Below are 21,935 nucleotides of genomic sequence, written 5' to 3'. Positions count from 1 at the left end.
TCACCCCGCATCCAATCAAAGAATATAACAATGCTTCAACCATAGCACATTGGTGACTGAGGGCCTATGGCAACGGAAGAGCCAGAAAATCAATATCCTGCGAAACTGGAAACCGCCGATACATGGATTTTGATCATCAATCTTAAACGTGTGCTGGAATTGCATATGAAATTGCTTGATATGGCAACAGATGATTAAATGACTTCCCGTGCAGTTAAGGTGACGTTTCCCGCATGACTTCTCTTTTTCGTTGATCCCACGCATTGACTGTGATTTCCGATATGCAGAAAATAATGGAATACCACGAAGAATTTAAAACTCATCGCGGCATTACTCCAATTTTAACCTGGGAAACCGAATTAGTTTACCTTGACTTTTCGCAGATACGGCAAGTCTTTTTTGAAGAGACCGAATTTCTTTTCAGCTTCTTCGTCATTTAGAGTAGCAGGGATAATTACGTCCTGACCAGCCTGCCAATCTGCAGGTGTTGCGACCCCTTTTTGGGATGAAAGCTGAAGAGCATCAAGTGCCCTGATAACCTCAGCAAAATTTCTTCCTACAGTCATCGGGTATGTCATGGAAAGTTTGAGTTTCTTGTCTGGTCCGATGATGAACACTGACCGAACGGTTGCGGTGTCATTTGGCGTGCGCCCATCTGGCAAATATGCTTCGCCTGGAAGCATGTCAAACGCCTTAGATACGACCAAATCAATGTCGGAAATTATTGGGAAGGTAGGTTTATGCTTGCCGTATGTTTCTATATCCCTCTTCCATTTTTTGTGGTCTTCAACACTGTCTACCGAAACGCCAATTACTTTTGTATTTCGCGCTTTCCATTCATCTTCAAGTTTTGCAACAGCACTGAATTCAGTTGTGCAGACGGGTGTAAAATCTTTGGGGTGAGAAAACAGTATTGCCCATTGGTCGCCAACCCATTCGTGCAAGTCGAAACTCCCCGCATCTGTGTTCACGTGAATATTTGGTATGGTGTCATTTATCCGGATGCTCATGGTTTTATCCTTGTGTAAAACAGCAGTCATCTAAACCAATAAAGGAATTATTTTTCAGTAAATACTGTTAACTGGAGCATGGGAAAATAATTTTTCAAAATAAGAAATAAATTAGCAAAATATTTTAAAATTATAGCATAAACCATTCTTTTCGCCCCCATGACAACAATGACAGGAATGACGTCTTTATGGAAATCAGAAGAAGGAAAATCAGGCATTCACCCGCCGGTGTATTGGCAACAAGCCCCAGCGTGTCTTGCTGTTGTTTTTAGATTGTCATCGCTGCCGCAGATATAAAGAAAGCCCTGTCATGAAGACAGGGCTTTCCATAACATTATGTGCCGGTCATAGAGACCGTGCCGGCTTGCCGATTTAACTGTAGCGATAAGGCCGACCTGCCTTTTCCATATCGGCGTTGTAGTTCTTGAAGATCTCTACAACCTTGGCCTTGGTTTCGGACTCGGAGGCAATTTCATCCCAGAACTTGCGCGCCGCTGCCTCAACCTGTGCCCATTCAGCATCCGGAATAGATGTCAGCTTCATTTTCGGCCCATTCACACGAAGGGCAGCTTCACCACCCCAATACCACCATTGACGATAATAATGCGACTGTTCCATGCAGACTTTCAGCAACATCTGAAGATCTTCGGGAAGCTCTTCCCAACGCCCCATATTGGCGAAGAAATGGCCGATCCACGCCCCGGAGATATTGTTGGTCAGGAAGTAATTGGTCACATCCGCCCAGCCAACGGTGTAATCCTCGGTGATGCCGGACCAGGCAATGCCGTCAAGCTCGCCTGTCTGAACGGCAACCTCGATATCTTCCCATGGCAGTGTCACCGGCACGACGCCAAACTGGCTGAGGAAGCGGCCCGCCGTGGGGAAGGTAAAGACTCTCTTGCCCTTCAGATCGGCAAGGCTGTTGATCGGGTCCTTGGTTGCGAAATGGCACGGATCCCAGGACCCGGCGCTGATATGCTTGACGCCGACTTTCGAATATTCGGCGTCCCAGATCTCATTCAGGCCATACTGGTTGAACAGCACCGGCACGTCGAGGGAATACCGGCTGGCGAATGGAAAGTAGCCGCCAAAAACCGTCACTTCCGTCGGGGATGCCATCGAATCATCATCCGACTGGACCGCATCGATGGTTCCGCGCTGCATGGCACGGAAGAGCTCACCCGTCGGCACAAGCTGATCGGCGAAATACAGTTCAATCTGCATGCGATCGCCGGCAATCTTGTTGAACATGTCGATCGCGGGCTTGACGACATGCTCGGCCAGTGCCGCACCGGCATAGGTCTGCATGCGCCATTTGATAGTGGACTGTGCTATTGCCGGAGCGGCAAGCGGCACCGCCACGGCACCGACAGCAGCTCCTTTGATAAACGAACGTCTATTTGTCATGTGAGGTTCCTTCCCTTGTTTTGTTGTTATGTTGTCATCGCGGCCTCTTGATAAGGCTCTTGTTGTTTTATCCCTTGTAAACCAGTTCCGGCAACCACAAGGCAATCTCCGGAAACACCATTACGAGGACCAATGCCAATATCATGACCAGCACAAACGGAATGATCGACCGGTAAATATCACGCAGACTGATTTCAGGTGGTGCCATTGCACGCATCAGAAAAAGATTATACCCAAATGGTGGTGTCATATATGCAATCTGCGTTGTGATCGTATAAAGAACACCATACCAGATAAGGTCAAAGCCTAGCAACCCGACGAGGGGCACATAGAGCGGGGCGACAATCACCAGCATTGCGGTATCGTCCAGAAATGTGCCCATCAGGATAAAGCTGAGCTGCATCAGGATCAGGATCATCCAGGGCGACAGGCCAAGCTGCTCGGTGAACAGATTTTCAATCGCACGCACGGCCCCGAGACCATCGAAGATTGCCCCGAAACCCAGCGCCGCAAGAATGATCCACATGAACATGCAGGAAATCGCCAGAGTCTGCCGCACCGATGTTTCAAACACGGCACGCGACATGCGGCCTTTCAGGATGGCCGCAAGAAAGGCCGTCATTGCTCCGATGGCGGAACTTTCGACCAGCGATGTCCAGCCACTTACGAACGGCACCATCATCGCGGCAAAAATGCCGATGGGCAGAATGCCTGCACGAAGCAGCCGCAGCTTTTCAGCCATGGGCACCTGGCGTTCGTCTTCCGGCAGGGCCGGCCCCAGTTCAGGTTGAAGGCGGCAGCGAATATAGATATAGACGATGAACATGCCGGCCATCATGAGCCCTGGCACCACGCCGGCAAGCCACAACTGCCCCACCGGCTGGCGCGCGATCATCGCATAGAGAACCAGAACAACCGAGGGCGGCACCAGAATACCAAGACTTGACCCGGCCTGAATAACCCCGGTTACCATCAGTTTGTCGTAATTGCGGCGCAGCAGCTCAGGCAGGGCAATCGTTGCCCCAATCGCCATACCGGCAACCGATAACCCGTTCATCGCCGATATCAGCACCATCAATCCGATCGTGCCAATGGCAAGACCGCCGCGCACCGGCCCCATCCAGACATGAAACATTTTATAGAGATCATCGGCAATCCTGCTTTCGGACAGCACATATCCCATGAAAATGAACATCGGCAGCGTCAGCAACGGATACCATTTCATCAGTTTCATCGCGGCTGAAAAGGGAACGTCCACACCGCCCGTCCCCCATAACAGGAGACCCGCCAAAGCACCGACAAAACCGATGGCGCCAAAGACGCGCTGACCGGTCATCAGCATCAGCATCATGGCGGCAAACATGGTGATGGCGATCATTTCATGTGACATCAGTCAAGCACCCCGCGAAGCCGGCCTATGTCACGAAACAATTCGGCCAGCGCCTGCAAAAACATCAGGAAAACGCCAAGACACAGCAGCAGCTTGATCGGCCAAAGATGCGGCCGCCAGGCCGTTGAACTGCGCTCCAGATAGCCAAACTTGCCGCTGGCCGCGTCAGCCCCCTCGGTGACAAAGGTCACAAAAAGGTCGGCAAAAAAGGCAAAGGGCTCGGTGCCGAAATAGCCAAGCGAATAGGCCATCGACCCGATGGCCCCATAAAGAAGAACACCAAGATAAAAGAGAAGAAACAGCACCGTGACAGTATCAACCCTGGCCTTTGTCTTCAATGACCATTCCCCATAGAAAAGATCCATCCGCACATTCGAGCCAAGCTGAATAGAATACGGCCCGCCGAGAATATAATAGGCCACCATCACGAACTGCGCCGTTTCCAAGGTCCATAATGACGGAGTGAAAAAGGTCTTGGAGAGGGACGACCACAACAGAACACCGACAAGAACGAAGATCAGATACATCGCCATACGGCCAATAAAGCGGTTCATCCGGTCCACGACGCGAACATAATGCATGCAATATTCAAACATTGCTCATCCGTTCGGGCGTCTCATTGAGGCGGAAGAGCGTGCCTCTGATGCTGCCGGCATCCTGCGCCGCATCACCGAGCCGAAAGACACCATCTGGACCGGAGCAGGTAACAGTTAAACCATCCTTTTCCTTACTTTCCCTATGGTTTCCAACCATTTTTCCGCCTCAGTCTTTTTAAAACCTTTCCATGTAACGCCTTTTGCGTCAATGATTTTTAATGAATAGAAAGGCCCAGCCCCTTGTTTCGGGAACATGCCGCGGCCTCATTACCTTGCCAGCCGTCAACACCGTTATCCGTCAGCAAGCCAATATCCTGAAACCTGTGGGGGGATGCCTTTATATTTCGCGCCGTTAATCGGTTGTTAATCTGTCCCTGATAGACTGGCCGTATTGTATATCCTGAAGAGGATGGCATAACAAAAACAGCCATTTTAAGGTTCATAGAGATATTTTTTCTTAAAAATCGCCACCGCATTACCAGTAATTCTTATGAATTTACTTTCGTTGTCTCTTTAAGTTTTGATAGGAGATTTTGCAGATGAACTAGTAATTCATCATAGAGAATAAAGTTAACATCCTTTAAGCTCTCTCTTAAAACTTTGAATTGTTTTTGTTTCTTTATGCAATCAAGTTGATTTGAAGTACCTGCAACGATAAATGCCTTGGGGTTAATTACCTTTACCTGCATCCCCTTTTCTTCCTCTATTTTCTGCGAGAAATTAGGGGCATTATTTTTTAGCTCATGCAGGTAAAAGCTGGCCTGCGCTATTGTTGCAGCCATCTCATCTGACCAATAGTAATTTTTATGGCTTTTGTCATACCTAAGAAGGCTAGTTTTGCATCTCTTCAATTCATACAAATCTATGAAGCCATATACATCTAAAAGGATTAGGTCTGGGTATTTTGTTGAGCCAAGTGAGATGTTTTTAAGATCAATGTTATTTTGATAACGGCTGTCGAATAATGTCACAAAATCATCAAAAAATTTCTGCCACTCATTTTCTAAAGGGTCTTCCCTTAGTAACTTTTCATATCTTGAAATCAATTCATTAAGAGACAGAATTTTTGCTTGCTCAGCAAGCAGACGAATTCGCTTTTTTCTTATTCTGGCACTCTTATGCTTTTCTAATGCTTCAAAATAGAACTCTCCAAATTTGTCAATTTCATCACCCGTTAGTTGTTTTAACAGCTTATCATTTAAATTTCGCAGGATTAGAGACTTGTTAGAGTTTAGCGCTTCGCTTGAAAGGCCAAGTTTAGGCACTTTAGAAGACCAGAAGTTATGCATAATTGCCTTTATTTCTGAGCTGTTAGCTTTCTTTTGAATGTTCAAGTCCTGAATTAACTTATTTAAGTCTTCCTTATTGACATTTATTTCACCACTCCCCTTGAACTTTGTAGGTTTCTCAGAGATCATAATAGTTTTCATGTAGGGTATTTGATTTTTAATAAAGTATCTTAAAGCTTTATTATCGAACCCTCCACCAAAAGGGTCAAAGAGATTGTCCGTCGCATCCCCAACACCTTTTACTGTTTTTAAATTTTGGGGGTCAAAATCACCTTCAAACACAATTTTCTTTAATTCCCCCAATGGCTTACAGATTAAAAAAATAATTCTATTTTTTTGTATCTCATGAGTGTGAAAGAGGCGCCCGTCTTGCTTGGACTCAAAATAACAATGCCTTTTCCCACTCTGCACGCCTGAACATCTCAAAATGACTTTTTCAGTTTGATGATATTGGTTTGGTTTTCTTTTTTGTAATGTGTTGTTTGACATGCTTGCATTCCTTTCTTGTAGAAGCAGCAACAACTGGCGAGAACATATTGGCCGAAAAAGTGAGTTAAATCATTGCTGCAAATGATATATAAGTATTACCACAATAGATTGCAAGGCTGAGCCATGATAATTTGGTATCAATTCAACTGAGGTTGAAGAGTACGGTCCACCCGCTCAAGCGGTCAGCGCCGGGCGGGACCTTTCGGTGCCGAGGCGGGGGTTGAGCTTTCCGGCGATCATCCAGGACATCAGCAGCAGGCTGCCGCCAAAAACAAACACCGTCGACAGGGGCGCTAGCAACAATACCACCGCCGATGCCCCGGGGGTGACAATCGCGGAGACATCTCGAAAACTGGAATATACAGCCGACATCTCATTGCGGTCAGATGGCTTGACCGCCATCAGAAACGGCAACCCGCCACAGATATCAAGGAAAATCATGGCAAACGAGCCCGCGAAAAGCAGGCTGATCGTCACCAGCGGCCAATCCCCCATGGCGCCCGCCAGGCTGAACAAAATACCGGCCACCAGAAATCCGGACCGTATCGCCGTCTTCACCCCGACGCGGCGAAGCAGGAACAGCATCAACGGTGTTATGAAAAGCGCGCTATTGGTCAGCGACAGCAATACCCCGCCAACAGATGAACCCAGCCCGTTTTCAAGCGCATAAATCGGCAGATAGACAACATATACCCACCAGCCACAAGATCGGGTGACGGCGAAAATCCACCCGGCGACAAGACGTTTCTGGCGGAAAAAACGGCCCAGATAGGCAAGCGGGTTGATGGCGGGGGCGCTGGCCCTGACGATCAACTTCCCGTTGCCAAGTCGCATGATCCAGAAAATTATCAGCAACATTACCGCGGCGGCCATGGAGACAAGAAACGGCATAGGTCGCCACCATTCCCAGAGCATGACGCCCGCCACCGGCCCCAATGTCCAGCCAACGGCCGAATACAGCATACGCAAGGTTTCACATCTGCCAAAATCATGTCGCCTGACATAATCCAGCACATAGGCATTAAGGCAGACAAAAAGAACCACCGTGGCAAAGGTGGTCAGCATCAGCCCGGCAATAACCCCGTAAGGATGGCCGGATGCGGCAAGACCAGGCCCGCAGAACATCATCACGCCCCCGAGACTGTAGGTCCACCGGCGCGATAACTTGCGGCTGATCGTCGGCACCAGAAGACCAACCATAAGCGAGGCAAGACCAATCAGAAAATAGGCCTCGCTGACGACCTGCGCTTCTTTGAGGGCCTTATACATTTCAAGCGGAAATACCGAGACAAGACTGCCCCTGGCAACAGCCTCCACACCTGTCAGGGTTGCAAACCCGTGTACGCTGGGTGCCGGAGCGTGGCGTACAAGTTCAGGTATGTTACGCTCAAACATCGTGTCACCTCATTGATATGAGGCTGGCACGACTTCGGCTTGCTGTCTAACACAGGCACGACAATCCTGAATGTCGAATTTACAACAGTATCCTGGCTTCAAGACGCCACAAATACCGTGCATGCGCGTCGGCCATGGTCAAGAGGCCAAGGAAGATGGCGGCGACGTTACGGCAGGACGCAACCCTTAAATCCGTCCCCCACGCCCTATTGAAGACATGGGGGATGCAAATACCATGGGTTAGATGACCTTGACTGTCAGCTCACAGATGCCTTCAAGTTCGCAATGAACGGTATCTCCACGCTGCACCGGACCAACACCGGAAGGCGTGCCCGACATGATGAGATCACCCGCGGCAATGTCATAAAACCGTGACAGATAGGCGATCTGCTCTGGCACTTTCCAGATCATCTGGCCAAGGTCACCTTCCTGACGCAATTCACCATTGACACTGAGGCTGATGCGGCCGCGATCAGGGTGACCTATCTCTGCTGCAGGGACGATCTCGCTCACCGGGGCGGAACGCTCAAAGGCTTTTCCCGGCTCCCATGGACGGCGCAATTCCTTGGCAACGGACTGAAGATCACGGCGTGTCATGTCAATACCGACCCCGTAGCCATAAACATAATCAAGCGCGTCTTCAACGGCGATATTGTCTCCCCCGCCTTTGAGCGCAACAATCATTTCAACTTCGTGATGCACATCACTGGTTTCGGGGGGATAGGGAAATTCGCCTGAACTGTCGGCGTTCTGGGCGTTTTTCTGGAAGAAAAACGGATCTTCACGATCAGGGTCTCCCCCCATTTCAATCGTATGTGCGGCATAGTTCCGGCCTATGCAATAGATGCGCCTGATCGGAAATACTCCATCCGTGCCTCGCACCAACAAAGACGTAACGGCAGGTTGTTCAATAACATATTTGGTCATCAAGACTTTCTCCTTCTAGGTGTTAACGGCGCGAGGCATAGTAATCTACACGGCGTTCCAAATAAGCCAAAAATTCAGCAATAACAAAGGCAAGAGCAAACAAGACGATGAGCACCGCCCAGAAATGTTTCATCAGGAAGTTAGAAGCATAAAGTTCAAACAACGAACCAAATCCTACTATTGAAATCAGCAACTGGCCGATGATGACCCCTTTCACCGCGCGGATAAATCCAATCCGGACACCGCCCAGAATTTCAGGCAAAGCTGCCCAGAAATAGATCTTGGTAAAGGCAGCCATGGGGGATGCGCCAAAGGAATGGGCCATTTCGACCAGCGAGCGGTTGATCTGCATGACGCCGGCGCGCGAATTCAAGACAATGATCCAGATGGCAAACAGGGCCGTGGTGATAATGATCGCCTTTATGCCAAAGCCGAAAAGCACCATGAGCACCGGCACAAGCGCCGTCAGCGGCGCGCTGAGAAAAAGGTTAACCCATGGAAGAAGAAGTTCATCGATCAATCGGCTTTTACCCATAAGAATCCCGACAGGAACACCGATGGCAATGGCCGAGAATGTTCCGACGGCAAAGGCATGTGCTGTTTCCTGCAGGGCTTTGATGAAAGCCTTGGTTCCGCCGATTTCAATAAGTGTGGCGAAAATGGCCGAGAGCGGCGGCAAGAAGAAGGTCAGCTCAATCTGACCGACGAATTCCCACAAAAGACCCCAGAGGATCAGCGATGACATATTGGGAAGGGTGACGCCAAAAACTTTCATCTGATATCACCTACTCCACATAGGATCGCAAGGATGCCCAGATGCGATCGACAATATCGAGATATTCGGAATCACGCCGGATGTGATCGACGTTTTTATTGCGGAATCCCTGTGGGCGGATGATTTCCATCACCCGGCTCGGGCGCGGCAGCAGTATGGCGATCTGGTCCGAGACATAGACCGCTTCTTCTATCGAGTGGGTGACGAAGATAAAGGTCTTGTTCTCGTTCTGGACAAGACCAAGGAGATCTTCCTGAAATTTCCGCCGTGTCTGTTCATCGACCGCTGAAAACGGCTCATCCATCAGCAGCACCTGCGCGTCAACACAAAGCGCTCTTGCAAGGCCAACACGCTGCCGCATGCCACCGGACAATTCATGGGGAAAACTGTTCTCAAAACCCGAAAGACCCACTTCGGCAATGTATTTCTCGGCAATCGCCTCACGCTCGGATCGCGCAACACCGCGCAATTCCAGGCCAAAGGCGACATTGCGGATCACCGTTGCCCATGGCATCAGGGCGAAATCCTGGAAGACGAAGGCGCGATCCGGCCCGGGGCCTTTTACCACTTCACCATTAACCAGAACCTCGCCGCTTGTGGCTGGAAGCAAGCCTGCGATGATTTTCAGAAGTGTTGTCTTGCCGCAACCCGACGGCCCCAAAAGAGACGTCAGTTGCCCACGAGGAAAATCAAGGCTGAGATCTCTTAAGGCTTCAACGTCACCATAGTTTTTATAGACATTGCGAACAGTAACGGCGTTTTCAGGAGTTTTTGTCATAAGGTCCATATCTTTCGGTCAGGTCAGCGCCTTAATCTGTGGCCAGCAACCGCCGGTTGCCTTGCAGAAGGTGATTTTCGATGCGCTCCAGAATATTCAGAAACAGCACCGCCAGAATGATGATCGAGGCAATGGCCGCATACATGCTCGGGTAATCGGCAATAGAGCGACTATAGGTGATAATGTCGCCGACACCGGTGGGGGTGATTTTCAGCTCTGAAAGAATTGCCCCGATGAACCCCGCTGAAACACCCAGCCTGAGGCCGGCGAAAATGATCGGAAAGGCTGAGGGCAAAATGATCTTGAGGATAATGTCACGGCGTGACCCGAGAAACGACTGGCCCATTTCAATCAGCGATGCGGACGTGTTGCGCACGGCACCGCCGGTATTAAGCACAATAACCGGCATCGCCATGATACAGACAACGAATACCTTGGATGTCAGCCCGATCCCGTACGCCATCACCAGCAGCGGGATGAGGGCCGCAAGAGGCGCCGTCTGCATGACGACGAAGATCGGCGATACCAGCCAGTCAAACGCACGGCTCAGACCAATCCAAAGGCCAAGACCAATGCCGATGACGGCTGAAATAAAGACACCGATAACAAGCGGTTTCAGCGTTTCGGCATAGGCTTTGAACATGGTGCCGTCAATGAGCAGGGCCCAGAAGGCCGCAAGGGATTCAAGAAATGTCGGAAAGGCAAAACTGACCGGGATCCGGCCAGCAATTTCCCAGGCACCAAACACGATCAGTGCGGAGACAATCTTGAGAATGACGGCACGATTTTGAGCAAGCATCGCTTTTACTCTATGAGGATTTTCAATGTCTGGCCGGCAGAAAAAACCTGCCGGCCAAACCATTCAGGTTATTTCGTTGCTTTGTCAAGCGGTGCAAAATACCAGAAATCATTCGGATCCAGTGAAGATGCATCACCTTCGAGCTGGCCGGCTTTCGAGTACCATTCCAGATCGGCCATGGCAGCTTTCATCCCGCCACCATTCGGATCATAAAGACCGCCCGCAACCGCATCAGCGAAGAAGGAGTCAAGCCCGTCAAGGACTTCCTTGGGAAGCTGGCCAATCGGTCCATCCGGATCCGTCTCGCGCTTGATGATGCTCGGATCCTTGTGCATGTCCTGATACACGCTGACCAGGGCCTTGACGAAAATATCGACTGCCTCGCTGTTATCTTTCATCCAGTTCAGGTTGGCAAAGAGAGCTTCGTCGCTGGCATCAACCTCAAACATGGGCAATACATTGAATTTATCACCCTGAAGTTTGACGAGTTTGTTTTTGTTCGACAAATCAACGATGGTCGCATCGGTCTGGCCCGCGATGAGTGCGGCAATCCTGTTCGATGAGCCTGGGACATAAGAACGTTCACCGAATTTGATGTTCAACCTGTCTTCAATGACGTTAGCGATGGAATCGGTGCCGCCACCACGGGAATGCAGCATGATCGGCTCACCATCGAGATCTTCCAGTTTGGAATATTTCTGCGAGGAAACCGGGAAGAATTTCAATTTTGACATCTGGAAGATGATCCGGACAGGCGCCTTGGAGCGCTGCATGACCGAATATGGGGTGCCGAAGCCGATATCCATCTGGCCGCTGAGAATTGCCTGAATAGCCAGTTCTTCATCCGAAAATGCCGTCCATTCGTAATCAAGCCCCATCGCCTTGGCGCGATCCAGCGCAACGAAGATATGGGCCAGTTCATCCGATGGTGGCTCGGCAAGAGCGATCTTGATCGTATCCGCCTGGGCCGTGCTGACAAAGCCAGCTATCGCGGTGACCAATGAAGCCATCACGATTTTAAGACGATGTAAAAGTGTACGCATTGCGTTTCCTCCCTGAAGTTCCAAGGTCACGAAAATTGAGGCCGTGTACCTGTTTTTGATCCCGGCGCAGCCATCTGATGCACCACACCATTTAACCAATAATAAAATTGATTGCATGAAATATTGGATTGGTCAAGCATTGGTCAGACCATTGACGTATATTGTTATGCTGTGCCATCAAGGGTTAGATATATAGGAGAAAGCAAGTGACATCAGCCGATGGAGCGTTGATCCAATTAAGAGCCTGGCTTGCCCAACGCAAATTGCCGAGCGATGGCCGCCTCCCCCCGGAGCGCGAGTTTGCTGAAATACTGGGGGTATCGCGAGGTGACCTGCGCAAGGCACTGGCCACACTTGAGCGCAATGGGGAATTGTGGCGCCAGGTCGGCAAGGGCACGTTTATCGGCGCGAAACCTGAAAACGAACTTTCGGCGGTTGGCATGATAGCGGATCAGTCTAATCCACTTGAAGTCATGCGGGCGCGCATCCTCATCGAACCCATTATCTGCCAGCAGGCGGCGATAAATGCCACCGGCATGCATATTGAGGAATTAAACCGTTGCCTGATTGCCCAGCGTGAAGCACAAAACTGGCGGCAATATGAAAATGCGGACAACCGGTTGCACCGGATGATCGCCGTAGCTTCCGGCAATATTGTTCTCCTGGCACTTTTCGATCAGTTGAATGCCATCCGGCGCGCGGTTGTCTGGGGACGGTTGCGCCAGGATTCAGATATCCCTCCAGCAGACCATCATAGTTTTGCCCAGCATGAAGCCATCATTGGCTCAATTGCCGAACGTGACCCTGAGGCCGCATCACAGGTGATGCGCACGCATCTTGAAGAAGTCCGGGATAAATTGATCCATCCCATGCAGGCCGCACAGATCTGATGTGGCAGGATTAGCCGAGGATGCGATACCCCTTTTCCGATGCCTGATCCTTGCGCTTCTTGGCCGCTGACCTATTCATTTTATCCCTTCGGTGCGCGCAAAAAGCTTCTGGCTCAACGCTCTTGCGGTCTGCATCTGTTCTTTTAATTCATCATCCGGCAGAACGGTGTGAGAAATCACCGGCTTTCGGCAGACATGTTCAAGAGGATTGCCGGCGGCAAGCATGCCGAGCCGGGCCGCCCCCAGCGCGGCGCCGGTATCCGCATCTTCAGGCACCGCAATACGGCAATCTGTTACGCTGGCAATGAGGCCCAGCCAGTAGCTGTTTTTGGCACCGCCTCCGGTGGCAATGATCATCTCCGGCTTGCCATCGGTGCTATCCAGAACGTCCATTGCATCGGCAATCGCAAAACTTACCCCTTGCAGGACAGATCGCGTCAGATCACCGGCATCATCAGCCCTTGAGAGGCCAAAGAACCCGCCTCTCGCATCCGGCATGTTATGGGGGGTGCGTTCGCCACTGAGATAGGGATGAAATATCGGCCAGATCTTGTGGTGGTCTTCATCCTTCATCTGCGCCAGCAGCTGCGGCAGGGGCTGGGCGGTGACTTCAGCAAGCCAGGCCAGGCTGTCACCTGCCGACAAGATGACCCCCATCTGATGCCAGCTCTCGGGAAGAGCGTGGCAGAAGGCATGCACCGCTTTCCCGGCGCGTTCATGGAACCCGTCGGTGACCTTGAAGACAACCCCGGATGTTCCCAAGGACACAAAGCAATCCCCCGGCTCTTTCAAGCCCAGACCGATGGCCGCAGCAGCATTGTCGCCGGCGCCACCTGCAACAATGACATCGCCTTTGATCCCCCACCTCCGGGCCAGATCCGGAAGAAGATATGCGCTGGCTTCACTGCCTTCAACCAGACGGGGCATCTGATCAGGCCGCAACCCGCAAAAAGACAGCAACGGCTCAGACCAGCTGCGATGAGAAACATCAAGCCAGAGCGTGCCTGATGCATCGGACATATCGGATATCTTTTTCCCGGTAAGGCGGAAACGGACATAATCTTTGGGCAGAAGGATCGTCCTGATCCTGGCAAAAAGATCCGGCTCATGCCTTGCCATCCAGACCGCCTTGGGGGCAGTGAAGCCCGCCATCACCATATTGCCGCCTGTGGTGCGGAACTCTTCATGTGACCGGTCAAGCATCAAAGCTTCCTCACTTGACCGGGTATCGTTCCACAAGATCGCATCACGCAAGGGCTGATCATCCGTATCAAGCGCCACCAGCCCATGCATCTGGCCAGACATGCCGATGGCATTGAGCTCAGCCATTTCAACAGGATGATCGCCTGCGATCTGTGAAATCGCCCGGTCTACACCCTGCCACCATGCTTCGGGGTCTTGCTCGGACCAGCCCGGCCTCGGCCGGGATACGGCAAGGGGGACAGCGTGAGACGCCTTTATCTGCTGATCGGCATCAAGCAGGATTACCTTGATCGCCGATGTGCCGATATCAACGCCGAGATAATAGGTCATTGCGGCAGCCCCGTGATTTTTTCCCCAAGTTTATCAGCCTGCCATTTCAAGACAAAACGTCAGCCCAGATAGGAGGCTATCGTTGCCTCAATCCCATCGTTATAGATGGCGGAAAGCCATTTTTCAAAAGCCGTGGCGAAACGATCATCACGGGCAAGATCACCATAGACTTTTTGCATTTCAAGCCATACGAGCGGGGTGTGACGTGCAGCGGCTGCTCTTTCGGTCAAGATGCTCCAGATCGGGTCATTCGGTGCAATCAGGCTGCCATCTTCCCGGCTTCCCAAACACATGCGCGCCCAGATCGCTTCGACAAGGGCCAGGCCATCAATCGAACCTCCGGCATTAAGGCCATCCCGGATCGAGGGCAGAAGAAAACCTGCATGGCGCGCGGCACCATCAAAGGCAACCCGCCGGACCGTATCTACAATCGCCTTGTTGGCAAAGCGGGTTTCGATCAGATCAAGGTAGTCGAGCACCGATATATTTGGCACAGGCGTTATATGGGGCGTGATTTCTTCTCGCTGAACTTTACGGAACATTGCCTTGATCAACGGGTTTTCCATCGCCTCGGCTATGGTTTTTATCCCCATGATTTCGGCAGCATTCGCCAGAATCTGATGGCCGCCATTGAGAATACGAATCTTCTGGGTTTCATGATGATGGACATGTTCGGAGAATTCCGCCCCTACCCTGTTCCAATCCGGCCGGCCGGTGCAAAAACTGTCTTCGATAACCCATTGGCGGAAATTTTCATGGGTGACCGGCGCCTGATCGCCAATCCCGAGGGTCTGGACAAGATCAATTTCATCAGGGCCCGTGGCAGGCACGATACAATCCACCATCGAGTTCGGGAAGGTGCAATTCCTGTCAATCCACTCGGCCAGTTCAGGATCGCCAAGGCGCGCCAGACCAATGATCGTCTGCTTGAGAATCTCCCCATTTCCCTGCAGGTTGTCGCAGCAAAGGCCGGCGAACGGCCCTGTTCCCTGATCTCGCCGGATGCGAAGGGCAGCCACCATGGCGCCAAACGCGGTACGCGGGCGTTCCGGGTTTTCAGCATCATGCACGATATCGGGATGCGAGATGTCCAGCCCGTTGCTGGCAGCGTCGATATAATACCCGCCTTCGGTGATGGTAAGCGAAACAATCCTGATCCTCGCATCAGCCATCATCGCGATGAGAGACCTGTTATCCTGCTCAACGGGAAGGAAATCGAGCATCGAGCCGATGATCTCTGTTGCCCGCCCGCCCTGAGGGTCAAGTTCAATCAGTGTAGTGAGGCAATCCTGTTTCAGGAGTTTTTCGCGCATTGCCTGATCCTGCTCACGCACACCTGCCCCGATAATGGCCCAGTCCATGGCAAGACCCTCTTGCATCAGACGGTGGATGTACCAGGCAAAATGCGCGCGATGAAAATTGCCGACGCCAATATGCACAATCCCGGGTGTCATCCTGTTGCGGTCATATTGAGGTACGGATACATGGGCAGGCATAATGCCCAAGGTTTCATTACCAAGGTCTACAGGATTTGATTTCATCGAAGTAAGGCTCATCAACTCATCCATTGTCCGCCGTCAACATTATAGGTCTGGGCGATGATGTATTCGGCTTCATCACTGGCAAGGAAAATGGCCATCCCGGCAAGATCTTCCGGTCGTCCCATCCTGCCATACGGCACACCTGCCCCAACTTCTTTCTTTTTCTGCCCCGGCTGCTTGTTTTCATATTTCGCGAAAAAGGCATCGACGCCGTCCCAGTGCTCGCCATCGACAACACCTGGGGAAATCGCATTCACGTTGATGCCATGCTTGATCAGATTCAATCCTGCCGACTGGGTGAGCGAAATAACCGCCGCTTTTGTCGCGCAATACACCGCAACCAGCGGCTCACCCCGGCGGCCTGCCTGGCTCGCCATATTGATGATCCGGCCGCCCCGACCACGTTCGATCATGTGGCGGGCAACAGCCTGCATGGTAAAGAGCGTTCCGGAAACATTGATATCAAACACGCGCTGATAATCTTCACGGCTGATTTCAGCAATCGGCGCGGCGGTGAATACGGCCGCGTTATTGATGAGAATATCGATGCCGCCAAATGCTCTGACCGTTTCCTCAACAGCCTGATCAATGCTCGCCTGGCTGGTGACATCCATCCTGACGGCAATGGCCTGCTCCCCGATTTCATCGGCAGCATGTTGTGCGCGTTCTTCTTCAATATCCGCGATAGCCACGCGCGCGCCTTCCTTGACATAGGCCTCGGCAAAATGGCGCCCGATCCCCCTTGCTGCACCTGTAATCAGGGCTGTTTTTCCCGCAAGACGCTTCATTTTACCTTCAGGCCCTTATCATCAAATCTGTGCAGATGCGCGGCATCCGGGGTCAGGAATACTTTCGCGCCATAGGCCAGTTCAACCTCACCGGTTGCGCGCACCGTCAATATTTCGGAAAACAGAGGGCAGTTGACGTGGAAAAACGTATCTGATCCCAGATGCTCGGAGACGCCAACCGTGCCTTCCCAATCCCCGGCATCGATCGATATGCCGAGATGTTCCGGCCTGATCCCTATGGTATGTGCGCTGTATTTCTGCGCCTCACTGCCCTCGAGAAGATTCATCCTGGGCGAGCCGATAAATCCGGCGACGAATGTATTGCACGGGTTATGATAGAGTTCCAGCGGGCTGCCCACCTGCTCAATAACACCTGCCTGCAACACCACAATCTTGTCTGCCATGGTCATGGCTTCCACCTGATCATGGGTCACATAGATCATCGTGGTGGCAAGCCGTTTATGCAACTCACTGATTTCCAGCCGCATGCCGACACGAAGCGCCGCATCAAGGTTTGATAAAGGCTCATCAAAGAGGAAAGCGGTGGGTTCCCGCACAATAGCACGGCCGATGGCGACACGCTGGCGCTGGCCACCCGAAAGCTGGCCGGGGCGCCGGTCAAGATAATCGGTAAGGTTCAGCACCCTGGCGGCGGTTTCAACACGCGTGTTTTGTTCGGCCTTGTCAAGACCAGCCATCCGCAAGGGGAAGGCGATATTGTTGCGCACCGACATATGAGGATAAAGCGCATAAGACTGAAACACCATCGCCAGACCGCGATTGGCCGGAGGTATCGCCGTCGCATCTTCACCATTGATCAGTATCTGCCCTGAGGTCACATCTTCGAGACCGGCAATCAGCCGCAGCAGAGTCGATTTCCCGCATCCGGACGGGCCAACGAATACGACAAACTCGCCTTCTTCGATATCCAGATCAAGAGGGGAAATCACTTCCACATCGTCAAAGCATTTCGATACCTGTTTCAACTGTATCTGTTTCATGTCCATTTTCCTATTTTACCGCACCAAAGGTCATGCCCCGGACAAGCTGTTTCTGGCTGAACCAGCCCATGATCAGGATTGGCGTGATCGCCATCACCGAGGCGGCGCTGAGTTTTGCATAAAAAAGACCTTCAGGACTTGAATAGCTGGCGATGAAGGCCGTAAGCGGCGCCGCTTTAGCCGCCGTCAGATTGAGTGTCCAGAAGGCTTCATTCCAGGAGAGGATAATGTTCAGCAACAGGGTTGAAGCGATGCCCGGTATCGCCATCGGTGTCAGAACATAGAGAATTTCCGATCGCAGGCCTGCGCCGTCCATTCGGGCAGCCTCAAGAATTTCCCCTGGAATTTCCCTGAAATAGGTATAGAGCATCCAGACAATGATCGGCAGATTGATGAGCATCAGAACCACGACAAGTCCGATGCGGCTGTCCAGAAGACCAAGTTCGATGAAGAGCAGGTAGATCGGATAGAGAACGCCAACCGCCGGCAGCATTTTCGTTGACAGCATCCACATCAGAATCCCGCGCGTCCTTCTGGACGGCACGAAAGCCATCGACCAGGCCGCCGGAACAGCGACAAGAATCCCAAGCAAGGTCGACCCGAGGGCAATGATGATCGAGTTGGTGAAATGCTTGAAATAATCCGACCTGTCCTGGACAACGGCGTAACTTTCAAATGTCCATAGAGAGGTCAGGACTTCAAGAGGTGTCTTGATGGCGTCACCTTCGGTCTTGAAGGACAGCACGGCGATCCAGAAAATGGGAAAGAAAATCGCAAGTCCGACCGTCCAGGCAATAATGGTGTTGATTATCTTGCGGCGGTGGGTGACAGCGCGAGCCATATGCTTATCTCCTCACCTGTCCAGATTCTTGCCGACAACGCGCATCAGAAAGATGGCGACAATATTTGCCAGAATAATCGCGTAGACACCGCCTGCCGAGCCCAGACCGACATTCTGACTTTCAAGCACCCGCTGAAAAATCAGGTAGGTCAATGTCTTGGTGCCGAAAGCCCCGGCCGTGGTGACAAAAATTTCAGCAAAGATCGAGAGCAGGAAAATCGTCTGGATCAGCACAACAACCGTGATCGCTCTGGCCAGATGAGGCAGGATGATGAAGAAAAAACGTCCCACTGGACGCGCCCCATCCATTTCGGCCGCTTCAATCTGTTCCCGGTCAAGAGACTGAATGGCCGTGAGCAGGATCAAGGTTGCAAAGGGCAGCCATTGCCAGGAGATGATCATCACAAGCGACGACATCGAAGCCTGGCTGAGCCATTGCACCGGTTCGGCGCCGAAGGCCCGCCATAAATGGGCAAAAAATCCGTTCACCGGATCCATGAACATGTTTTTCCAGACGAGCCCCGAAACCGTGGGCATCACAAAGAACGGGGCAATCACAAGAAGCCGGACAATCCCCTGCCCCCAGATCGGCTGATCGAGCAGCAATGCCAGCAACACCCCCAGCATCACCGTTATGACAAGAACCCCGCCAACGATGATCAGTGTTGTTGCAACCGCGGGCCAGAACGAACTCGAGGTAATGAAGCGGGTATAGTTTTCAAAACCAACCCAGCCCAGATCACCACCACGCAGGGGAAGATATTTTTTGAATGAGAAATAAAGGGTCATGCCAAGGGGAACAAGCATCCAGGCAAGAAGCAAGGTTGTTGCAGGCGCTATCATCAACCGGGCAATGGAACGGGAATGCTGGGTCGCCACGGCAATGCCTCCTTGATTGATGGGTGATTATCCCTTGGATAAGAAAATCATTAAAGCAAAAAGAGGGGGCAGGATATACCCGCCCCCTCGTGCAGGAAAGGCCTAGCGGTAACCTGCCGCTTCCATTGCATCGTTGGTCAGCGCCTGAGCTTTGGCAAGAGCTTCTGCAACACTCTGCTTGCCAGCATAGACGGCTGAAAATTCCTGGCTGACTTCGGTGGCGATACCAGCGAATTCCGGGATAGCCGCAAACTGAATCCCGACATATGGGCTCGGATCAACCGTTGAGTTATTCGGATCAGCCGAAAGGATTGAATCGAGGGTCATCTTGGCAAATGGAACATCCTTGTAGTTTGGGTTCTCGTAAAGTGAGGTCCGCGCACCTGGAGGAACGTTTGCCCAACCTTCTTTGGATGCCACCAGTTCGATATAGCCGTTGGACGTGGCCCATTCGATGAACTGCTTGGCAGCGGCTTCCTTCTGGGTACCGGCAGGGATAGCAAGCGCCCAGGCCCAGAGCCAGTTGGAGCGTACACCCATGCCATTATCCGGTGCGAGCGCAAAGCCAACCTTATCCGCAACGGTGGAATCCTTCGGATTGGTCACAAAAGATGCTGCCACGGTGGCATCAATCCACATGCCGCATTTGCCCTGCTGGAAAAGCGAGAGGTTTTCGTTAAAGCCGTTGGTGGCATAACCTGCCGGGCCTGAATCGGTCATCATGTTGACAAAGAAGTTCAGGGTATCGGACCACTCTCTTGTATCAAACTGCGCATTCCAGTTTTCATCAAACCAGCGGGCACCGAAGGAGTTTGACATGGCGGTGATGAATGCACCGCCCTCACCCCAGCCTGCCTTGCCACGAAGACAGATGCCGTTGATGCCGTTGTCGCGATCCGTCATTTCACGGGCAGCTTTGGCAATGAACGACCAGGACGGAGCCTCAGGCATGGTCAGACCTGCTTTTTTCATCAGATCCGTGCGGTACATGATCATGGAGCTTTCGCCATAGAACGGTGCCGCGTAAAGGGTACCTTCATAGCTCAGCCCACCAGCCATTGCCGGCAGGATATCGCCGACATTGTAATCCGCGCTCAGATCATTGAGCGGGACCAGCCAGCCATTCTTGCCCCAGATCGGTGTTTCATACATCCCGATGGTCATGATGTCGAAAGCACCGCCCTTGGTGGTGATGTCGGTTGTCACGCGCTGACGAAGCACGTTTTCTTCCAGTGTCACCCACTCCACCGTGTGACCGGTCTTTGAGGTAAAGTCATCGGTAAGACCCTGCATACGGATCATGTCACCGTTGTTGACGGTTGCGATGGTGAGGGTTTCTGCGTAGGCCACGCCTGACGCCATCACCGACGCCGCAGCGGCTGCTGCAATTAGTTTCTTAAGTCGCATTTTAGTCCTCCTAAAAGTAGATAAAAAATAGGACCAAAATTTTTTTCTCGCGTCAATAATTATTTTACGCGCGTAAATTTATGATTGTTTATCAAGTCCATGTAACGAACAGGTCAGGCCGAACCGCGCATGATCAGTCGTGCCGCAAACAGCGTTTCTTCACGTTTATCAAGTTTGCCGCCGGCTTCGATCAGGCGGAACAGGGTTTCAACGGCATGGCTGGAGACCGCTTCGTAATCATGGGCCGCGGTGGTCAGGGAGGGACAGGTGAACCGGGAATACGGGTGATCATCATGTGAGGCGACGCGAAGCGTGCAACCTTCGCCGCGGCCAACCTTGATTCCCAGTTCATGACAGGCAGAAAGAAAACCAATGGCCAGCCGGTCGTTACTGCAGAGGACCGTATCCGTTGGTAATGAATTCTCCCGCAGAACCTTGAGGGCACCCTGGCGGCCGATTTCTTCAAACCCCCAGCCCGTACCATCAATCTTCACGATATGTGGTTCAAGATTAAGCCGCTTCATCATTTCAATATAGGCATGACGGCGTTTATTGGCGTTCGGATTTGCCGGATCACGCATCTCAAAAAAACAGGGAACATTTCCTGTTCTGCTAAGATACTCAACAGTTTGCGAAACAAAACTGAAATTATCCGAACCTATAAATGCCGCCCCTACCCCTTCAATGTTGCTGTCAAATAATATCGTCGGCACATCATTGCAGAAGTCTTCCACATATTTCCTGTCCGAGAGCCGACCCAAAGGGGCGAGCAGCACACCTGCCGGTTTTATGGCGCGCAAGGTATCAAGAATCGCGTTTTCATTAGCGGGCTCGCCATGCGAGGAAAAAAGTGTCGGCGTGTAGCCGGCGTCTATACATCGGCGTTCCAATACCCGGGCAATTTCAGCAAAAAAGGGATCCGCCAGATACGGGACCACGATACCGATATTTTTCGTCAACCGGCGATTCTGGTTAATGGCATAGATATTCGGGCGATAATCATATTCTTTGAGGGCGGCTTCAATCTTTTGCCGCGTTGATGACCTCACGCTGTCGGGATCATTAAAATATTTTGAAACCGTGGGACGGGAAATGCCGATCAGTGCGGCAAACTCATCCATATTTCTAATCATCTTATCGCTCATCACCTTATCGCT

Annotated in this window: 22 protein-coding genes; 3 read left to right on the top strand and 19 right to left on the bottom strand. The window is 51.7% G+C overall.

Translation table 11 applies throughout. The features are described from left to right. Window positions 1-66 precede the first annotated feature (66 nt). Window positions 67-198 carry a hypothetical protein gene (locus AB8880_04150; protein ID XDZ66598.1) on the top strand — a complete coding sequence of 44 codons (132 nt, stop codon included), beginning with the start codon at window positions 67-69 and terminating at the stop codon, window positions 196-198. A gap of 161 nt (window positions 199-359) precedes the next feature. On the opposite strand, the gene AB8880_04145 is transcribed toward AB8880_04150, so the two are convergent. The 4 genes from AB8880_04145 to AB8880_04130 all read right to left on the bottom strand — a co-directional run bounded on the left by AB8880_04145 (window position 360) and on the right by AB8880_04130 (window position 4,388). Continuing rightward, window positions 360-1,010, bottom strand: coding sequence for a peroxiredoxin (locus AB8880_04145; GenBank protein XDZ66597.1), 651 nt, complete (start codon window positions 1,008-1,010; stop codon window positions 360-362). Window positions 1,011-1,382: 372 nt separating this feature from the next. Continuing rightward, complete coding sequence (locus AB8880_04140; protein XDZ66596.1) at window positions 1,383-2,417, bottom strand: TRAP transporter substrate-binding protein; 1,035 nt, start codon at window positions 2,415-2,417, stop codon at window positions 1,383-1,385. 67 nt (window positions 2,418-2,484) lie between these two features. Continuing rightward, window positions 2,485-3,807 carry a TRAP transporter large permease subunit gene (locus AB8880_04135; protein XDZ66595.1) on the bottom strand — a complete coding sequence of 441 codons (1,323 nt, stop codon included), beginning with the start codon at window positions 3,805-3,807 and terminating at the stop codon, window positions 2,485-2,487. Further along, window positions 3,807-4,388: a TRAP transporter small permease subunit gene (locus AB8880_04130; protein XDZ66594.1), complete on the bottom strand. Its 582-nt coding sequence runs from the start codon at window positions 4,386-4,388 to the stop codon at window positions 3,807-3,809. The genes AB8880_04135 and AB8880_04130 overlap by 1 nt, the downstream gene beginning before the upstream one ends. On the opposite strand from AB8880_04130, the gene AB8880_04125 reads away from it, so the two are divergent. Next, on the top strand, window positions 4,387-4,521 hold the full coding sequence (locus AB8880_04125) for a hypothetical protein (GenBank protein ID XDZ66593.1): 135 nt from the start codon (window positions 4,387-4,389) through the stop codon (window positions 4,519-4,521). The genes AB8880_04130 and AB8880_04125 overlap by 2 nt on opposite strands. A gap of 370 nt (window positions 4,522-4,891) precedes the next feature. Here AB8880_04125 and AB8880_04120 read toward each other — a convergent pair whose 3' ends face one another. The 7 genes from AB8880_04120 to AB8880_04090 all read right to left on the bottom strand — a co-directional run bounded on the left by AB8880_04120 (window position 4,892) and on the right by AB8880_04090 (window position 11,898). Then, entirely contained in the window at window positions 4,892-6,181 is a 1,290-nt protein-coding gene (locus AB8880_04120; protein XDZ66592.1) for a Shedu immune nuclease family protein, read from the bottom strand. Between the two features lie 174 nt (window positions 6,182-6,355). Continuing rightward, window positions 6,356-7,576 (bottom strand): MFS transporter, encoded by a 1,221-nt coding sequence (locus AB8880_04115; protein XDZ66591.1) that lies wholly within the window; start codon window positions 7,574-7,576, stop codon window positions 6,356-6,358. 240 nt (window positions 7,577-7,816) lie between these two features. Then, entirely contained in the window at window positions 7,817-8,503 is a 687-nt protein-coding gene (locus AB8880_04110; GenBank protein XDZ66590.1) for a fumarylacetoacetate hydrolase family protein, read from the bottom strand. Between the two features lie 22 nt (window positions 8,504-8,525). Then, window positions 8,526-9,278: an ABC transporter permease gene (locus AB8880_04105; GenBank protein XDZ66589.1), complete on the bottom strand. Its 753-nt coding sequence runs from the start codon at window positions 9,276-9,278 to the stop codon at window positions 8,526-8,528. Window positions 9,279-9,288: 10 nt separating this feature from the next. Continuing rightward, window positions 9,289-10,056: an ABC transporter ATP-binding protein gene (locus AB8880_04100; protein ID XDZ66588.1), complete on the bottom strand. Its 768-nt coding sequence runs from the start codon at window positions 10,054-10,056 to the stop codon at window positions 9,289-9,291. Between the two features lie 31 nt (window positions 10,057-10,087). Next, complete coding sequence (locus AB8880_04095) at window positions 10,088-10,855, bottom strand: ABC transporter permease (protein XDZ66587.1); 768 nt, start codon at window positions 10,853-10,855, stop codon at window positions 10,088-10,090. Between the two features lie 68 nt (window positions 10,856-10,923). Further along, window positions 10,924-11,898, bottom strand: a complete 975-nt coding sequence (locus tag AB8880_04090) for an ABC transporter substrate-binding protein (GenBank protein ID XDZ66586.1) — start codon at window positions 11,896-11,898, stop codon at window positions 10,924-10,926. Window positions 11,899-12,104: 206 nt separating this feature from the next. On the opposite strand from AB8880_04090, the gene AB8880_04085 reads away from it, so the two are divergent. After that, a complete protein-coding gene (locus AB8880_04085; GenBank protein ID XDZ66585.1) occupies window positions 12,105-12,788 on the top strand; it encodes a FadR/GntR family transcriptional regulator in 684 nt (227 codons plus the stop codon). A gap of 75 nt (window positions 12,789-12,863) precedes the next feature. On the opposite strand, the gene xylB is transcribed toward AB8880_04085, so the two are convergent. From xylB to AB8880_04045, 8 genes are all read right to left on the bottom strand, one after another. After that, entirely contained in the window at window positions 12,864-14,321 is a 1,458-nt protein-coding gene (gene xylB / locus AB8880_04080) for a xylulokinase (GenBank protein XDZ66584.1), read from the bottom strand. A gap of 59 nt (window positions 14,322-14,380) precedes the next feature. Further along, window positions 14,381-15,877 carry a mannitol dehydrogenase family protein gene (locus AB8880_04075; GenBank protein XDZ66583.1) on the bottom strand — a complete coding sequence of 499 codons (1,497 nt, stop codon included), beginning with the start codon at window positions 15,875-15,877 and terminating at the stop codon, window positions 14,381-14,383. Beyond that, the gene (locus tag AB8880_04070; protein ID XDZ66582.1) at window positions 15,877-16,650 is read right to left on the bottom strand and encodes an L-iditol 2-dehydrogenase; all 774 of its coding nucleotides are present in this window, start codon (window positions 16,648-16,650) and stop codon (window positions 15,877-15,879) included. Before AB8880_04070 ends, AB8880_04075 begins: the two co-directional genes overlap by 1 nt. Then, the gene (locus AB8880_04065; protein ID XDZ66581.1) at window positions 16,647-17,651 is read right to left on the bottom strand and encodes an ABC transporter ATP-binding protein; all 1,005 of its coding nucleotides are present in this window, start codon (window positions 17,649-17,651) and stop codon (window positions 16,647-16,649) included. The genes AB8880_04070 and AB8880_04065 overlap by 4 nt, the downstream gene beginning before the upstream one ends. Before the next feature lie 10 nt (window positions 17,652-17,661). Beyond that, entirely contained in the window at window positions 17,662-18,492 is an 831-nt protein-coding gene (locus AB8880_04060; protein XDZ66580.1) for a carbohydrate ABC transporter permease, read from the bottom strand. 12 nt (window positions 18,493-18,504) lie between these two features. Continuing rightward, a complete protein-coding gene (locus AB8880_04055) occupies window positions 18,505-19,371 on the bottom strand; it encodes a carbohydrate ABC transporter permease (protein XDZ66579.1) in 867 nt (288 codons plus the stop codon). Window positions 19,372-19,473: 102 nt separating this feature from the next. After that, on the bottom strand, window positions 19,474-20,778 hold the full coding sequence (locus AB8880_04050) for a sugar ABC transporter substrate-binding protein (GenBank protein XDZ66578.1): 1,305 nt from the start codon (window positions 20,776-20,778) through the stop codon (window positions 19,474-19,476). A 113-nt stretch (window positions 20,779-20,891) separates the two neighbouring features. Then, the gene (locus tag AB8880_04045; GenBank protein XDZ67014.1) at window positions 20,892-21,923 is read right to left on the bottom strand and encodes a LacI family DNA-binding transcriptional regulator; all 1,032 of its coding nucleotides are present in this window, start codon (window positions 21,921-21,923) and stop codon (window positions 20,892-20,894) included. Window positions 21,924-21,935: the final 12 nt, after the last annotated feature.

It is taken from the genome of Alphaproteobacteria bacterium LSUCC0684, assembly GCA_041228335.1.
GTDB lineage: Bacteria > Pseudomonadota > Alphaproteobacteria > Puniceispirillales > UBA1172.
The sequence above is the reverse complement of the archived record's forward strand: the minus strand, read 5'-3'. Positions and strand labels throughout refer to the sequence as shown.

What these genes read in the sequence shown, in the direction of transcription:
- AB8880_04140 (XDZ66596.1), bottom strand. Translation starts at nt 2,417, where the DNA reads ATGACAAATAGACGTTCGTTTATCAAAGGAGCTGCTGTCGGTGCCGTG.
- AB8880_04120 (XDZ66592.1), bottom strand. Translation starts at nt 6,181, where the DNA reads ATGTCAAACAACACATTACAAAAAAGAAAACCAAACCAATATCATCAA.
- xylB (XDZ66584.1), bottom strand. Translation starts at nt 14,321, where the DNA reads ATGACCTATTATCTCGGCGTTGATATCGGCACATCGGCGATCAAGGTA.
- AB8880_04150 (XDZ66598.1), top strand. Translation starts at nt 67, where the DNA reads ATGGCAACGGAAGAGCCAGAAAATCAATATCCTGCGAAACTGGAAACC.
- AB8880_04065 (XDZ66581.1), bottom strand. Translation starts at nt 17,651, where the DNA reads ATGAAACAGATACAGTTGAAACAGGTATCGAAATGCTTTGACGATGTG.
- AB8880_04105 (XDZ66589.1), bottom strand. Translation starts at nt 9,278, where the DNA reads ATGAAAGTTTTTGGCGTCACCCTTCCCAATATGTCATCGCTGATCCTC.
- AB8880_04050 (XDZ66578.1), bottom strand. Translation starts at nt 20,778, where the DNA reads ATGCGACTTAAGAAACTAATTGCAGCAGCCGCTGCGGCGTCGGTGATG.
- AB8880_04090 (XDZ66586.1), bottom strand. Translation starts at nt 11,898, where the DNA reads ATGCGTACACTTTTACATCGTCTTAAAATCGTGATGGCTTCATTGGTC.
- AB8880_04045 (XDZ67014.1), bottom strand. Translation starts at nt 21,923, where the DNA reads ATGAGCGATAAGATGATTAGAAATATGGATGAGTTTGCCGCACTGATC.
- AB8880_04135 (XDZ66595.1), bottom strand. Translation starts at nt 3,807, where the DNA reads ATGTCACATGAAATGATCGCCATCACCATGTTTGCCGCCATGATGCTG.
- AB8880_04110 (XDZ66590.1), bottom strand. Translation starts at nt 8,503, where the DNA reads ATGACCAAATATGTTATTGAACAACCTGCCGTTACGTCTTTGTTGGTG.
- AB8880_04145 (XDZ66597.1), bottom strand. Translation starts at nt 1,010, where the DNA reads ATGAGCATCCGGATAAATGACACCATACCAAATATTCACGTGAACACA.
- AB8880_04100 (XDZ66588.1), bottom strand. Translation starts at nt 10,056, where the DNA reads ATGACAAAAACTCCTGAAAACGCCGTTACTGTTCGCAATGTCTATAAA.
- AB8880_04125 (XDZ66593.1), top strand. Translation starts at nt 4,387, where the DNA reads ATGCAATATTCAAACATTGCTCATCCGTTCGGGCGTCTCATTGAGGCG.
- AB8880_04095 (XDZ66587.1), bottom strand. Translation starts at nt 10,855, where the DNA reads ATGCTTGCTCAAAATCGTGCCGTCATTCTCAAGATTGTCTCCGCACTG.
- AB8880_04070 (XDZ66582.1), bottom strand. Translation starts at nt 16,650, where the DNA reads ATGAAGCGTCTTGCGGGAAAAACAGCCCTGATTACAGGTGCAGCAAGG.
- AB8880_04130 (XDZ66594.1), bottom strand. Translation starts at nt 4,388, where the DNA reads ATGCATTATGTTCGCGTCGTGGACCGGATGAACCGCTTTATTGGCCGT.
- AB8880_04060 (XDZ66580.1), bottom strand. Translation starts at nt 18,492, where the DNA reads ATGGCTCGCGCTGTCACCCACCGCCGCAAGATAATCAACACCATTATT.
- AB8880_04115 (XDZ66591.1), bottom strand. Translation starts at nt 7,576, where the DNA reads ATGTTTGAGCGTAACATACCTGAACTTGTACGCCACGCTCCGGCACCC.
- AB8880_04075 (XDZ66583.1), bottom strand. Translation starts at nt 15,877, where the DNA reads ATGAGCCTTACTTCGATGAAATCAAATCCTGTAGACCTTGGTAATGAA.